The sequence below is a fragment of the Rathayibacter sp. AY1C1 genome (genome assembly GCF_002932105.1).
Taxonomy (GTDB): domain Bacteria; phylum Actinomycetota; class Actinomycetes; order Actinomycetales; family Microbacteriaceae; genus Rathayibacter.
The window spans coordinates 1-14,576 of the sequence record NZ_PSWH01000009.1; the positions used below are offsets into that span (position 1 = coordinate 1).

Below are 14,576 nucleotides of genomic sequence, written 5' to 3' on the forward strand. Positions count from 1 at the left end.
CCGCCCCGCTCCCCGCCCCCGCGAGTGACTCCTGCACACTCGCGGGAGCCGGCGAGGACCGCGCGCACCCGCGAGTGGCCGCGCGTCCGCGAAAGCCAGCACACATTGCCCGCGGCAGAATGTGGACATGCGCAGCCTCGAAGTCCTCCTCGATCCGGAGTCGGAGGCTCGCGTCCGCAGCCAGTGGGAGGCGCTCGAGGCGGCCGGCATCCCGAGCCTCGCGCTGCACACGTCCGCCAGCAACCGCCCGCACCTCACCCTGGTCGCCGGGCCCGAGCTGACCGCCCCGGAGCCGGGCGCGCTCGGTCCGCTTCCGGCGACGGTCGACTTGGGTGCTGTCCTCCTCTTCCCGCACGCCGGGCGCTTCGTCCTCGCCTGGGGAGTGGTCCGCTCGCCCGCCCTCGACGCTCTGCACGACCGGGCCACGCGCCTCGTGCCGGGCGGCGTCGACACCTCGCTGCCGGACGCCTGGACGCCGCACATCAGCGTCTCGCGCCGCCTCCGCGCCGAGCAGCTCGGCGACGCCGTCCCCCTCCTCGGCGAGCCGTTCACCGTCGGCCTCGCGGGCGTCCGCTTCTGGGACGGCGACACCCGCACCCTCACCGACCTCTGATCCGGGCGCCGCAGAAGCCCCCCCGACGCTCCTTGCAGCCGCCTCCCCAGGTCCCTCCCTGCAGCCCTTCTCCACAGTTCCCCGGACCCCCGGGGCGGCGTCGGAGGCGGCGGGTAGAGTTCCCCGGGTGACAGAGCCCACCGCGACAGCCCTCCCCGCCCCGCCGCTCGCCGACCCCTCGGCGGAGTCCCGCGGCGGCGTCCGGAGCGACGCGGCGAGCGGCGCCCCGGGATCCGGATCCTCCGAGGCGCAGGCGATCCTCGAGAAGGTCTTCGGCTACGGCTCCTTCCGCGGCGAGCAGCAGGCCATCGTCGAGCAGGTCATCGGAGGCGGTGACGCCGTCGTCCTCATGCCCACCGGCGGCGGCAAGTCGCTCTGCTACCAGATCCCCGCCATCGTGCGCCCCGGCACCGGCGTGGTCGTGTCCCCGCTCATCGCGCTGATGCAGGACCAGGTCGACGCCCTCCGCGCGAACGGCGTCCGAGCCGAGTTCCTCAACTCCACCCAGGACGCGGGCGAGCGCAGCCGCGTCGAGCGCGCCTACCTCGACGGCGAGCTCGACCTGCTCTACGTCGCCCCGGAGCGCCTGGGCAACGAGGGCATGAAGCAGTTCCTCGCCCGCGGCCGGATCGCCCTCTTCGCGATCGACGAGGCCCACTGCGTCAGCCAGTGGGGCCACGACTTCCGCCCCGACTACCTCGCACTGGGCGAGCTCGCCGAGCGCTGGCCCGACGTCCCGCGCATCGCCCTCACCGCGACCGCCACCGAGGCGACGCACCGCGAGATCACCTCGCGCCTGCACCTCGGCGCCGCCCGCCACTTCGTCTCGAGCTTCGACCGCCCGAACATCCAGTACCGGATCGTCAACAAGGTCGAGCCGCGCAAGCAGCTGATCGACTTCCTGCGGCGCGAGCACGCGCACGACGCGGGCATCGTCTACGCCCTCTCCCGCAAGAGCGTCGAGGCGACGGCCGAGGCGCTGCGCTCGGCGGGCTTCGACGCCGTCGCGTATCACGCGGGCCTCGACTCGCGGGTGCGCGCCGCCGCCCAGTCGCGGTTCCTCCGCGAGGAGGGCGTCATCGTCTGCGCGACCATCGCCTTCGGCATGGGGATCGACAAGCCGGACGTGCGGTTCGTCGCGCACATCGACCTGCCCAAGTCGGTCGAGGGCTACTACCAGGAGACGGGTCGCGCCGGCCGCGACGGACTGCCGTCCACCGCCTGGCTCGCCTACGGCCTGCAGGACGTGGTGCAGCAGCGCCGGATGATCGACGAGTCGCCGGGAGACCTGGCGCACCGTCGGCGGATGTCCGCGCACCTGGACGCGATGCTCGCGCTCTCCGAGACGGTCCAGTGCCGCCGGGTGAACCTGCTCGCCTACTTCGGCCAGGAGAGCACCGCCTGCGGCAACTGCGACACCTGCCTCGAGCCGCCCGCCTCCTGGGACGGCACCGTCGCGGCGCAGAAGTTCCTGTCGACGGTCGTCCGCCTCAAGCGGGAGCGCAACCAGCAGTTCGGCGCCGGACACATCATCGACGTCCTCCGCGGCAAGACCACGCCGCGCACCACTCAGCACCAGCACGACGGCCTGGCCACCTGGGGCATCGGCGCCGAGCTCAGCGACACCCAGTGGCGCGGAGTCGCCCGCCAGCTCCTCGCGCAGGGCCTTCTCGGCGTGAACGACGACGGCTTCGGCACGCTCGTGCTCACGCCCGCGTCCGGCTCCGTCCTCAGCGGCGAGCGGAAGGTCGAGCTGCGGCAGGAGCCGGAGAAGCCGGCCCGCTCCAGCGGATCCTCCCGCTCCGGGCGGTCCACCGTCGCCGAGCTGTCGGGCGAGGCTCAGCCGCTGTTCGAGCGGCTCCGGGAGTGGCGCGCCGCGCAGGCCCGCGCGCAGGCGGTCCCGGCCTACATCGTCTTCAACGACGCGACCCTCCGCGAGATCGCGACCGCCGAGCCGGCGACGATGGACGCGCTCAGCATCATCGGCGGCGTCGGCCAGAAGAAGCTGCTCACCTACGGGGAGGCAGTGCTGGCCGTCGTCGCGGGGGAGAGCCCCGAGATCGCCGTCCCGGAACCGGGTGAGGAGGCTCCCGCTCCCCGCCGCGCGCCGGCCGCCCGTGGCGGGGCGTCCCGCTCGCAAGGGGCGAAGCCCTCGTTCGGCCGCGAGTCGTCCGGTCCGCCGGTGTCCGCCGCGCAGCCGCCGGAGGACGACTGGGTGCCGCCGGACGAGCCCGACTGGGAGCCCGGCTGGGACAGCTACTGATCCGTCGCTGAGGCGCGCGATTAACCGCCCGCGACGGAGGCGGGCGCCGGCGCGGGCGATCGTGTTCCGGGCTCCGCGTCGACGATCGTGCCCACCTCGGCACCGACGCGAGCGTCCTCGGTCCGAGGCGCCGGCGAGCGCCCTCAGCCGCCCGCGCCCGTCGACGCCATCCACCCGCCGAGCAGCGTGCAGCAGAACGACACCGCGAGACCCGCCACCGGCACCCAGAACGCGATGCGCCGCCGCACCAGCAGCACGATCGAGACGACCAGCGCCGCGAGGAACGGCACCCACACTCCTCCTGCGGCGAGGACCATCCCGCCCTCGATCAGCCCGATGTCGCAGGCGTTCGATCCGCCGCACGAGTCGCTGGCCATCGCGAAGAACAGCCCGAAGAACGACAGCAGCAGCGTCACCGCGGAGGCCACGAGGATCAGCACGATCGTCAGCACCAGGTCCCAGACGCGGACCGGACGCCGATGCGGCACCCCGGATCCCGGCGCCCCGGATCCCGGAGTCCTGGTTTCCGGCACCCGGTATTCCGGCGCGGCGGGAGGCCCTGCCGCGACGTCCGAGGGCGGCGCACCCGGAGTCCCGAGAGACGCGGGCGAGCCGACCACGGGCGGCCCGGCCGCCGGCTGTCGGGCGGGCGGAGGGGGAGGCAGCGGCGGCTCGCTCATGCCGAGAGACTAGCGAGGCGGCCTTCGGTGCGGCGTCGCTCCTCTGCTGGGATCCGCAGGGACAGTCCGTTCAGCACACGGACGAGCCGCCCCCTCCTCCGCTCCCGTCGGCAGGGACAGCCCCAGCGCACAGACGAGGCGCCCCGCCCCCGCCTGGTCGGTTCCGACAACGCGCTTCCGCCTCCGCCCGGCGCTGTTTGTGCCCGGGCGACGGAACGTTTCCGCCGCGCCGCCGCGCGACCTACCGTGCGAGGACCGCCTCCGCTGCCGCGCCCGTCGGCACACGACGCACCGGGAGCGGCCCGAACCGCAGACGGTCGAAGGGACACGAACACCATGGTCAGCACCGCTCCCCACCCCCGCTCCGCCGCCGACGCCGCCGACCGGGCGGCCACCGGACGCACGCGGGCCCGGCGCTCCCGCTCGGGCTCCATCGCGCCCACGCCGCCGGTGGACTCCCTCGGCTCCGAGGTCGACGCGCGCCTGGACGAGGACGGCGCCCCCGCCGTCGACGTCGCCGCCCTCGGCGAGACCCTGCTCGGCGCCTGGCGCGAGCAGCGCCTCGCCAGCCGCGCCCTGACCGCCCGCCCCGAGCTGCACCGCACCGACGGCCTCCCGATGAAGGAGCACCGCCTCCGCGTCTCGGAGCAGATGCGCGTGCTCGCGGCCGAGGGCGGCGTGCACCGCGCCTTCCCGGTCGACCTCGGCGGCGAGGCCGACCACGGCGGCAACATCGCCGGCTTCGAGGAGCTGGTCACCGCCGACCCCTCGCTGCAGATCAAGTCCGGCGTGCAGTGGGGACTCTTCGGCGCCGCGGTCCTGCACCTGGGCACCCGCCCGCACCACGAGAAGTGGCTGCCGGGGATCATGAGCCTCGAGATCCCGGGCGCCTTCGCGATGACCGAGACCGGGCACGGCTCCGACGTCGCGTCGATCGCCACGACCGCCACCTACGAGGACGGCGAGTTCGTGCTGCGGACGCCGTTCCGCGCGGCCTGGAAGGACTACCTCGGCAACGCGGCGGTGGACGGGCGTGCGGCGGTCGTCTTCGCGCAGCTGGTCACCCTAGGGGTGAACCACGGCGTCCACGCCTTCTTCGTCCCGATCCGCGACGAGCAGGGCGCGTTCCTGCCCGGCGTCGGCGGGGAGGACGACGGCCTCAAGGGCGGTCTGAACGGGATCGACAACGGCCGCCTCCACTTCGACGGGGTCCGCGTCCCGCGCGAGAACCTGCTGAACCGCTACGGCGACGTCGCCGCCGACGGCACCTACTCCTCGCCGATCGCGAGCCCGGGCCGCCGCTTCTTCACCATGCTCGGCACGCTGGTGCAGGGCCGCGTCTCGCTCGACGGAGCCTCGGTCGCCGCGGCGAAGATCGCGCTGACGGTCGCCGTCACCTACGGCGACCAGCGCCGCCAATTCACCGGCGGCGGCGAGCGGGAGGAGGTGCTGCTCGACTACCAGCGGCACCAGCGCCGCCTCCTGCCGCGCCTGGCCACCACCTACGCCGCCGCCTTCGCGCACGAGAAGCTGCTGACGGCGTTCGACGAGGTCTTCTCCGGCGCGAACGACACCGAGCAGTCGCGGCAGGACCTCGAGACCCTCGCCGCGGGGCTGAAGGCGCTCTCGACCTGGCACGCTCTCGACACGCTGCAGGAGGCGCGCGAGGCCTGCGGAGGCGCGGGCTTCCTCGCGGAGAACCGGCTCACGCAGCTGCGCGCCGACCTCGACGTGTACGCGACCTTCGAGGGCGACAACACCGTGCTCCTCCAGCTGGTCGCCAAGCGCCTGCTGACCGACGTCGGACGCCGCTTCAAGGGCGCCCAGCCCGCGGAGCTCGCGCGGTACGCCGCCTCGCAGGTCGCGGGGGCGACCGTCGACAACTCGGGTCTGCGCCGTCTGGCCCAGGTCGTCGCCGATCGCGGATCGACGGCCCGCTCGGTCGGCCAGCTGCGGGAGGACCAGCGCGAGCTGCTCACCGGCCGCGTCGAGAGCATGGTCGCGGGGATCGCCTCACGGCTGCGCCCGGCGTCGAAGCTGCCCTCCGACGAGGCGGCCCGCCTGTTCAACGCGCACCAGAGCGAGCTCATCGAGGCGGCGCGCGCGCACGCCGAGCTGCTGCAGTGGGAGGCGTTCACGGAGGCGCTCGCCGGCGTCGAGGACGCGGGCACGCGCACCGTCCTCACCTGGCTCCGCGACCTGTTCGGCCTGGGCCTGATCGAGAAGCACCTCGACTGGTACCTCATCCACGGGCGCCTGTCGTCGCAGCGAGCGGTCGCGGTGACGTCCTACATCGACCGGCTGCTCGCCCGCATCCGCCCGCACGCCGCCGACCTGGTCGCGTCGTTCGGCTACGGGCCCGAGCACGTGCGCGCGGCGATCGCGACCGGCGCCGAGGCGGAGCGCCAGGAGGAGGCGCACGCCTGGTACGAGGCCGCCCGCGCCTCCGGCACCCTCCCCACTCCGGAGAAGCGCCGCTGAGCCCCTCCTCGAGATGCCGCTCCGGTACGCGACACGTCGCGCGAGGCGTACCGGAGTGGCATCCCGTGGCGACAGGACGGGGAGGGGCGCGTCAGGACGCGAGGAACGCCAGCGCCTGGTCGCGCTCGGCGCGCAGCTCGAGCACGGACTCGTCGATCCGCGCGCGGGAGTGCGCGTCGATCTCGAGCCCCTCGATGATCCGCCACTCGCCGTCGACGGAGCGGACCGGGAACGAGGAGACCAGCCCCTCCTCCACCCCGTAGGAGCCGTCCGACTCGACGGCGGCCGAGGTCCACGACGTGCCGTCGACCCAGTCGCGCACGTGGTCGATCGCGGCGGAGGCGGCGGACGCGGCCGAGGAGGCTCCGCGGACCTCGATGATCTCGGCGCCGCGCTTGGCGACCCGCGGCTCGAACTCCGTGTGCAGCCACTCGGCGTCGACCAGCTCGGGCACCGGCCGTCCGCCGACGGTGGCGTGCGTCGCGTCGGGGTACTGCGAGGCGGAGTGGTTGCCCCAGATCGCGACGCCCTCGATCGCGTCGACGGGGGCGTCGAGCTTCGCGGCGAGCTGCGCGACCGCCCGGTTGTGGTCGAGTCGCGTCATCGCGGTGAAGCGGCCGGCGGGGATGTCCGGGGCGCTGCGCCGCGCGATCCAGGCGTTGGTGTTGGCCGGGTTGCCGACGACCAGCACGCGGATGTCGGAGGCGGCGTGCGCGTTCAGCGCGGCGCCCTGAGGTCCGAAGATGCCCGCGTTCGCGGCGAGCAGGTCGGCGCGCTCCATGCCCGCGCTGCGCGGCCGGGCGCCCACGAGGAGGGCGACGCTCGCGCCGTCGAACGCCGCGGCCGGGTCGTCCGTCGCCTCGATCCCGCGGAGGAGGGGGAAGGCGCCGTCCTGCAGCTCGAGCGCCGTGCCCGCGGCCGCGCGGAGGCCGGAGGGGATCTCGAGCAGGTTCAGGCGGACGGGGACGTCCGGCCCGAGGAGCTGACCCGAGGCGATGCGGAAAAGGAGCGCGTAGCCGATGGCGCCTCCCGCTCCCGTGACCGTGACCGTGACCGGAGTGCGCTGCTGGTTCATGCGCCGAGCGTATTCCCGCCGGCTGGGGGAGGGGGAGGAGTCAGCCGGACGGCGGGCCCTCGGCGGGAGGCGCCGTCGACCCGCGGAGCACGAGCTTGTTGCGCAGCCGCACGTGCTGCTCGGCCACGCTCCCGCCGTCGATCAGCGTCAGGAGCGCCCGGGCGGCCGCGCGCCCCACGCGGTGCAGCGGCTGCCTCACCGTCGTGAGCGCGGGGACCACCCGCGAGGCGTCGGGCACGTCGTCGTAGCCCACGACCGACAGCTGCCCCGGCACCGAGAGGCCCAGCGCCCGGGCCGCCTCGATCACGGCGATGGCGGAGGCGTCGTTCGCGGCGAAGACCGCCGTCGGGCGGTCGGGCAGGAGCAGCAGCTCGTGGGCGGCGACGAGGGAGGGGTCGTGCCGGTAGTAGCCGATCCGCACGAGGGCGGGGTCGTAGGGGAGGCCGGCGTCCGCGAGCCCCCGCTGATAGCCGGCGCCGCGCCGGTGCGACGACTCCAGGTCGGGGCGGCCCGCGACGAAGCCGATGCGGCGGTGGCCGAGCCCGATCAGGTGGCTCGTCGCCAGCTGCGCTCCGCCGAAGTCGTCGGTCGCCACCGAGTGCAGCTCGGTCTGCGCGGTCAGCGGATCCACGACGACGAGCGGCAGATCCGACGAGGGGATCACGCCGGAGGGAGTCACCAGGATCGCCCCCGCTACGTGCGCCTCGGTGAGGCGCCGCAGGGACTCCTGCTCCCAGCCCGCCCGGCCCCGGCGGCTCGCCCCGCTGCCGGCGAGGAGGTCGAACCGGGTCCCCCGGAGCGCCGTCGCCACTCCCTGCAGCACCTCCGTGCCGAACGGCTCGAAGTCGCCCAGGAGCACGCCGATGACGCCCGAGCGCTCCGCGCACTCCGTCGTCACGACCTCCTGCTCGGCCTCCGCCGTCGCCGCCCCTGCGGACATCCTCGTCCCCTCCCGCCGTCCCCGCCCGGCCGCGGCGGAACGCGGTGATCGCCTCGCTGCGCTGCTCCGGACGGTTGAGAACACGTCCTTGCAATCGGGAATGTTCCCGGTAACATTGCCCGCAAGACTAGCTGAGGGAAAGCTCAGCAGTCGAGAGAGACGAGTGTCGGGCAGCCTTTCTCCCCTCAGTGCTGAGGGGGTCGAGAGCTGGAGCTCGCGTGGCCACGCTGTGGAAGCCGCCGCGCACGAGCCGTCCGCCGCTCTCCGCGCGTCCTGCGCTCCAGGCGCGGCCGAACGCCCCTCGGGCTGCGCCGCGCTCCGTCCTCTCGCGGCCTCGGGCCGCGCCACCACTCCGCGCCGTCCGGCGCTCGACCTGATCGGCGACGATGCCGATCGAGTGAGGAACACCATGTCCACGCGACGCACCCCCCGACCCCTCTGGCTCGTCCGCTCGGGCGCAGCTCTCGCCGGCTGCCTGCTCCTGTCCGGCGTCGCCGCCGCGGCCGCGGCCGCCGACACCGAGTACGGCTCCGACGACGTCGACGTGAACGTCAGCATCGAGGAGCTGGAGCAGCCCGGCGCCCTCTCGATGTCGATCGACGGCACCTCCGCCACGCTCGCCGAGGAGGGCTCCACCCCGACCGTGCGCGCCTTCACGGGGCAGCTGCCCGACGTGACCGTGACGGACACCCGGACCGTCGACGAGATCCCGGCCGGAGCCGGCTGGTACGTCCTCGGCTCGGCGAGCGCCTTCACCGGCGACGCGGACCAGGAGGACATCTCCTCCGACCACCTCGGCTGGACGCCGGTCCTCGTGGACGGCGGCGAGTCGGGTCTCGTGTCCGAGGGCGACCCGGTCGACACGATCCTCGACGAGGGTGCCGACGCCGTGGGCCTGTTCGACCAGGAGCTGCTCGCGCTGTCGCTCGACTCGCAGGAGACCGCGACGGACGGGTCCTGGACCGTGTCCGCGGGCCTCACCCTGAAGACCGAGGCCGACGTCGCCCCCGGCGACTACTCCTCCGTCCTGACGCTGTCGCTGTTCGAATGACCCCGATGCGCGCAGTCGCCTCCACGGCGATCGGCGCCCTCCTCGCGGCGGGCCTGCTCACCTCCGGCGCGGCTCCGGCGACCGCGGCCGGCGCGTGGTCGCCGAAGGCCTCGTACACGTCGACGGACCGCGGCGACGGCACCTACTCCGTGCCGCTGCTGAACGCCGACGTGCCCGACGTCAGCGTCGAGCGCGTGCCCGCGTCCGAGAACGACGAGGGCCGCGACATCTACTACATGATCAGCACCACGATGCACCTGAGCCCGGGCGCCCCGATCATGAAGTCCTACGACCTCGTCAAGTGGGAGATCGTCAACTACGTCTTCGACCGGCTCGAGATCGGCGACCGCTTCTCGCTCCGCAACGGGCAGAACTCCTACGGCAACGGCCAGTGGGCCTCGTCGCTGCGGTACCACGACGGCCGCTACTACGCGGTCTTCAACACCAACAACCTCGGCGGCTCCTACCTCTACTCGACCGACGACATCGAGGACGGGACCTGGACCCGCACGGCCCTCGGCCGCGCCTTCCACGACCCGTCGCTCTTCTTCGACGACGCGGACGGCGGCACGCCGTACATCTTCTACGGCTCCGGATCCACCAGCGCCGTGAAGCTGAGCGAGGACCTGACGACAGTCGTCGCGGAGTACCCGAACATCCTCCGCACCTCCGACTACCCGGGAGCCGGCTACCTCGGCGGCCTCTTCGAGGGCGCGCAGGTGCAGTACATCGACGGGCAGTACTACATCGTCATCATCACGTGGCCCTCGGGCCAGGGCCGCCAGGTGGCGCTGTTCCGCTCCTCCGAGCTGCTGGGCCGCTACGCGACCGCCGACGGCAGCAACCCCTACGAGGGCAAGGGCGTGCTGAACTCCAGCGGCTTCGCCCAGGGGAGCCTCGTGCCGATCGCGAAGGAGGACGGCTCGACCGCCTGGCACGGCATGTTCTTCCGCGACAGCTTCCCGACCGGCCGCATCCCCGGGCTCATTCCGGCGACGTGGAAGGACGGCTGGCCGACGTTCGGGACGAACGGCTCGGTGCCGGTGGGCGGGAGCTTCCCGAAGCCGATCCGCCTCAGCCCCGAGGAGGAGCTGTTCGAGCGGCAGAAGAGCATCGTCGTCTCGGACGACTTCGACAACGACGCCCCGGCGAAGGCCTACCAGGACGAGTCGTGGACGATCCCGCCCGCGCCCGCCTACGACGCGTCGCTGCTCGGCGTGCAGCTGCTCCAGAACCCGGGAGCGGAGTCGGGGACGGCGCCGTGGGCCGGCCAGTTCGGCGCGACGCTGTCGGCCGACACGACCGACCCGGCGTCCGGCACCGCCGCGCTCCGCGTGGGTACCCGCACGCTCAACGGCTCCGGCCCGAGCCAGGTGCTGGCGAACAAGCTGCAGCGCGGCGTCACGTACACCGTGTCCGCGAAGGTGAAGTACACGACCGGCCCCGCGTCGGTCCGCTTCAACCTCTGCGCCGACTTCGGCGCGGGACCCGTGACGATGGCGTCCGCCGCCGTCACGCAGGGCCAGTGGACGACGGTCACGGGGACCTACACGGTGCCCGAGACCGCGAACGTCGGCAGCGTGAAGTTCGCCGTCGAGACGCCGTGGGGCAACCCGCAGCCGGCGTCCTCGAGCACCGAGTACCTGCTCGACGACGTCTCGCTCGTCGGCGCCGCTCCCACCCTCGAGCGCCCGACGGCCGCCGAGATCGAGCCGAACGGCTCGACCCTCGCCCTCCCCTGGCAGTGGAACCACGCCCCCGACAACCGCTACTGGTCGCTGACCGAGCGCGAGGGCTGGCTCCGCCTCACCAACGGGAAGGTGCTCAGCGGAACGGCCGCGCACACGCGCCTCTCGGGCTCGCCCGAGATGACGTACCTGGAGGAGGCGCGCAACACGCTCTCCCAGCGCATCGTGGCCCCGAAGCAGTCGGCGGAGGCGGCGTTCGACGTCTCCGGGATGAAGGACGGCGACGTCGCCGGGCTCGCGGCCTACAATTGCGGCTTCTCCTACGTCGCGGTCAAGCGCGTGGACGGCGTCACCACCGTCGGCGTCGTGAACCGCAGCCAGCCGTTCGCGACCACGTTCGACCAGGCGGCCGTGGAGTCCTTCCTCCCCGGCACCACCGCCGCCCTCGGCGATTCCTCGCAGGTGCGCCTGAAGGCCGATCTCGAGCTCTCGGCTCCGGCCGGACAGCTCTGGACGACCTTCTCGTACAGCCTCGACGGGACGAGCTGGACGAAGCTCGGCAGTCGCGTCGGCCCGCAGACCCTCGACGGTCAGCTCACGCACTTCATGGGCCACCGCCTCGGGCTGTTCAGCTACGCGACGAAGACCGCCGGCGGCCACGTCGACGTCGACGAGTTCCTCCTGAGCGACACCCTCTCCTCGGAGGGGAAGGCGCTCGACCGCTCGCAGCTCGACGCGGCCGTCGCTCACGCGGCGACGCTCCGCTCCGACGACTACCCGGCCGACGCCTGGTCCGACCTCCAGTCGGTCCTCGCGAAGGCGCAGGCGGTCGGCACCGCGGGAACGCAGAACCAGATCGACGCCCCGGAGCGCGCGCTCAGCTACCAGCTGGCCCGCCTCGGGACGCTGAAGGAGGCGTCGCTCGACGTGACCGCCGCCGCCGCGACCCGCTGCATCGCGGGGAAGGTCGTCGTGACCGTGCGGGCGACCAACGCCGACGACGTGCCCGTCGCCCTCCGGATGGAGAGCGCCTCCGGCACGAAGACGGTCGCCGCGCTCGCACCCGGCGCCACGACGAGCCACGCCTTCACCACGCGGGCGGCCTCGGTCCCCGCCGCCGAGGTGGTCGTGACCGCGACCGCCACCCTCGACGGCGAGCCGGTGACGACCACGGTGAGAGCGCCCCACCCGGCCGCGTCCTGCGGCTGAGCACTCCGGGGGCGGCCCGCGCGGCCGCCCCCGCCCCCGAACGCGTCAGCGGCACCCGTCGCCGACGATCTCCTGCACGACACGATCAAGGAGGATCCGTGAGATCACCACAACGAGAAGCCGCTCCGAAGGGGCGGTTGCGGCTGAGGCTGCTGGCCACGGCCGCGCTGACCGCGCTCCTGGTGGCCCCCTTCGCCGCCCAGACCTCGTCCGCCGCTGAGGCGGAGCTCATCGTCAACGGCGGCTTCGAGAGCGGCATCAGCAGCTGGTTCGTCAACAACGGCAACGCCGCCGACGCCGGCACCATCGCGACGACCACGGACGCGCGCACCGGCACCGCCGCAGCGCTCGTCACCGGCCGCACGACCACCGGCGCGGGCGCCATGCAGGACCTCAGCGGCAAGGTCGTCGCCGGCCAGACCTACCAGGTCAAGGCGCAGATCAAGTACGAGAACGCCGCGAGCCCCGCGACCAAGCAGTTCTTCGCCACCATGCACTACGGCGGAGGCACCTACACGAACCTCGCGAGCGTCACCGCCACGAAGGGGCAGTGGGCGACGATCAACGGATCGTTCACCATCCCCGCCGGGCAGAGCGTCGCGACCGCGCGCCTCTTCTTCGAGACGCCGTGGACCGCGACTCCCTCGGCCGCGCCCGAGACGCACCTCATGGACTACAAGCTCGACGACGTCTCGCTGGTCGGAGCGGCGCCGCCCGCGCCCGCCTCGCGCACCATCGAGGTCGTGGGCAAGATCCCGGGCGACCACAACCCGCTCATGGGCTGGAAGTTCGGCGCCGACGGCTTCGGCTTCGTCGAGAACGGCCGCGTGTACATGTACATGACGAACGACACCCAGGGCTACGCTCCGAACCCCGCCACGGGCGTCTCGGCGGGCATCGACTACGGCAAGATCAACCAGATCACCGTGATCTCCTCGGACGACCTCGTCAACTGGACCGACCACGGCGAGATCCAGGTCGCCGGCTCCACCGGAGTCGCGCCCTACACCGGCAACTCGTGGGCTCCCGGCATGGCGAAGAAGACCGTGAACGGCGTCGACAAGTACTTCCTCTACTACGCCAACGGCGGCGGCTCCAGCAACGTGATCACCGGCGACTCGCCGGTGGGTCCGTGGACCAGCCAGCGCACCTCCACGCTCATCAACGCGTCCACCCCGGGCGCCGAGGCGGTCGCGTGGAAGTTCGACCCGGCACCGCTCGTCGACGACGACGGCCAGGGCTACCTGTTCTTCGGAGGCGGACCCGCCTCGACCGCGCTCCCCGCGGCCGAGCGCTTCAACAACCCGAAGAACATCCGCGTGATCGAGCTCGGCGACGACATGATCTCGACCCAGGGCACCTCCGCCGTCGTGGACGCGCCCGTCGCGTTCGAGGCGGCCCAGGTGTTCAAGCGCCAGGACAAGTACTACCTCTCGTACTCGTCCCACTTCGGCGGCAACGACTTCGGCGGCAACCAGACCCGCGAGCCCGGCTACCCGGGCGGCGGTGAGATCGGCTACATGATCTCGGACGACCCGATGTCCTGGCCCAAGGAGAACTACGCCGGCGTGATGTTCCCGAACCAGAGCCGCTTCTTCGGAGCCGGCACCGGCGGCAACAACCACCAGTCGGTCTTCGAGCTGGGCGGCAAGTACTACTTCACCTACCACGCGCCGACGCTCAACAAGCGGATCAACGGCGACACCACCCAGGGGTACCGCAGCCCGCACATCCAGGAGCTGCAGTTCAACGCCGACGGCACGGTGCAGCAGGTGGTCGGCGACTACAAGGGCGTCGACCAGGTGAAGGACTTCGATCCGTACCGCACCTTCCCGGCCGAGACCATCGGCTGGAGCAAGGGCATCGCCACGGCGCCGCTCGGCACCCCCGCCGCGGGCGCGACGCAGAACCTCGTGCTGAAGGACCTCGACAACGGCGACTGGACCGCGCTGTCCGCCGTCGACTTCGGGGACACCGGAGCCGCGACGTTCACCGCGAAGGCCAAGGCGCTGCAGGCCGGCGGCACCGTCACCGTCCGCCTCGACTCCGAGACCGGGCCCGTCGCGGGCACCGTCGCGGTGAACGGGACGACCGGTGAGTGGACCGACGTCAGCGCCGCGCTGACCGGAGCGACCGGAGTGCACGACGTGTTCTTCAGCTACTCCGGACCCTCCGGCGACCTGTTCGAGCTCGACACCTTCGCCTTCACCGAGGGCGAGGCGGCTCCGGCGCTCGACATCACGGCGAGCGCGGCGACCCGCTGCATCGCGGGCAAGGCGATCGTCACCGTCCAGGCGAGCAACGGCTCCGACGTCCCCGTCGGCGTGACCTTCACGTCGACGTCCGGCACGAAGTCGTTCACCTCGGTGGCGCCCGGCAAGACCGTGTCGCACGCCTTCACCACCCGTCAGGCGAACCTGCCCGCCGGTGCGGTGACCGTCGAGGCCACGGCCACGATGAACGGCGCCCCCGTCGAGACGGAGGTGAGCGCTCCGTACGCGGCGCGCCCGTGCTCGTAGCGCACGGCTGAACCACCGGGGAGCGCCCCCGGCCCTGCGGGGCCGGGGGCGCTCCTG

Annotated in this window: 9 protein-coding genes; 6 read left to right on the forward strand and 3 right to left on the reverse strand. The window is 72.9% G+C overall.

What is annotated here, in order from left to right; translation table 11 throughout:
- Positions 1-127: 127 nt before the first annotated feature.
- Together C5C71_RS06065 and recQ are read left to right on the forward strand one after the other, a co-directional pair.
- Positions 128-613, forward strand: a complete 486-nt coding sequence (locus C5C71_RS06065; protein WP_104337320.1) for a 2'-5' RNA ligase family protein — start codon at positions 128-130, stop codon at positions 611-613.
- Positions 614-671: 58 nt separating this feature from the next.
- Positions 672-2,876 carry a DNA helicase RecQ gene (gene recQ, locus C5C71_RS06070; protein WP_104337366.1) on the forward strand — a complete coding sequence of 735 codons (2,205 nt, stop codon included), beginning with the start codon at positions 672-674 and terminating at the stop codon, positions 2,874-2,876.
- Positions 2,877-3,019: 143 nt separating this feature from the next.
- Here recQ and C5C71_RS17755 read toward each other — a convergent pair whose 3' ends face one another.
- A complete protein-coding gene (locus C5C71_RS17755; protein ID WP_219814155.1) occupies positions 3,020-3,556 on the reverse strand; it encodes a DUF6264 family protein in 537 nt (178 codons plus the stop codon).
- A 336-nt stretch (positions 3,557-3,892) separates the two neighbouring features.
- Between C5C71_RS17755 and C5C71_RS06080 the strand changes: the two genes are divergently transcribed.
- Positions 3,893-6,037, forward strand: coding sequence for an acyl-CoA dehydrogenase (locus C5C71_RS06080; RefSeq protein WP_104255511.1), 2,145 nt, complete (start codon positions 3,893-3,895; stop codon positions 6,035-6,037).
- A 91-nt stretch (positions 6,038-6,128) separates the two neighbouring features.
- Here the strand turns inward: C5C71_RS06080 and C5C71_RS06085 are convergent, their stop codons facing one another.
- A complete protein-coding gene (locus C5C71_RS06085) occupies positions 6,129-7,112 on the reverse strand; it encodes a malate dehydrogenase (RefSeq protein ID WP_104337321.1) in 984 nt (327 codons plus the stop codon).
- A gap of 40 nt (positions 7,113-7,152) precedes the next feature.
- Complete coding sequence (locus C5C71_RS06090; protein WP_104337322.1) at positions 7,153-8,052, reverse strand: LacI family DNA-binding transcriptional regulator; 900 nt, start codon at positions 8,050-8,052, stop codon at positions 7,153-7,155.
- A 409-nt stretch (positions 8,053-8,461) separates the two neighbouring features.
- Here C5C71_RS06090 and C5C71_RS06095 point away from each other — a divergent pair, with 409 nt between their 5' ends.
- The 3 genes from C5C71_RS06095 (at position 8,462) to C5C71_RS06105 (ending at position 14,519) form a co-directional block, all read left to right on the forward strand.
- A complete protein-coding gene (locus C5C71_RS06095) occupies positions 8,462-9,103 on the forward strand; it encodes a hypothetical protein (RefSeq protein WP_104233676.1) in 642 nt (213 codons plus the stop codon).
- A gap of 5 nt (positions 9,104-9,108) precedes the next feature.
- A complete protein-coding gene (locus tag C5C71_RS06100) occupies positions 9,109-12,000 on the forward strand; it encodes a family 43 glycosylhydrolase (protein WP_258068659.1) in 2,892 nt (963 codons plus the stop codon).
- A gap of 98 nt (positions 12,001-12,098) precedes the next feature.
- Entirely contained in the window at positions 12,099-14,519 is a 2,421-nt protein-coding gene (locus C5C71_RS06105; RefSeq protein WP_219812654.1) for a family 43 glycosylhydrolase, read from the forward strand.
- Positions 14,520-14,576: the final 57 nt, after the last annotated feature.

Excerpts from the sequence above, each read along its gene's own strand:
- C5C71_RS06090 (WP_104337322.1), bottom strand. The coding sequence starts at position 8,052 with ATGTCCGCAGGGGCGGCGACGGCGGAGGCCGAGCAGGAGGTCGTGACG.
- C5C71_RS06080 (WP_104255511.1), top strand. The coding sequence starts at position 3,893 with ATGGTCAGCACCGCTCCCCACCCCCGCTCCGCCGCCGACGCCGCCGAC.
- C5C71_RS06100 (WP_258068659.1), top strand. The coding sequence starts at position 9,109 with ATGCGCGCAGTCGCCTCCACGGCGATCGGCGCCCTCCTCGCGGCGGGC.
- C5C71_RS06085 (WP_104337321.1), bottom strand. The coding sequence starts at position 7,112 with ATGAACCAGCAGCGCACTCCGGTCACGGTCACGGTCACGGGAGCGGGA.
- C5C71_RS06095 (WP_104233676.1), top strand. The coding sequence starts at position 8,462 with ATGTCCACGCGACGCACCCCCCGACCCCTCTGGCTCGTCCGCTCGGGC.
- C5C71_RS17755 (WP_219814155.1), bottom strand. The coding sequence starts at position 3,556 with ATGAGCGAGCCGCCGCTGCCTCCCCCTCCGCCCGCCCGACAGCCGGCG.
- C5C71_RS06065 (WP_104337320.1), top strand. The coding sequence starts at position 128 with ATGCGCAGCCTCGAAGTCCTCCTCGATCCGGAGTCGGAGGCTCGCGTC.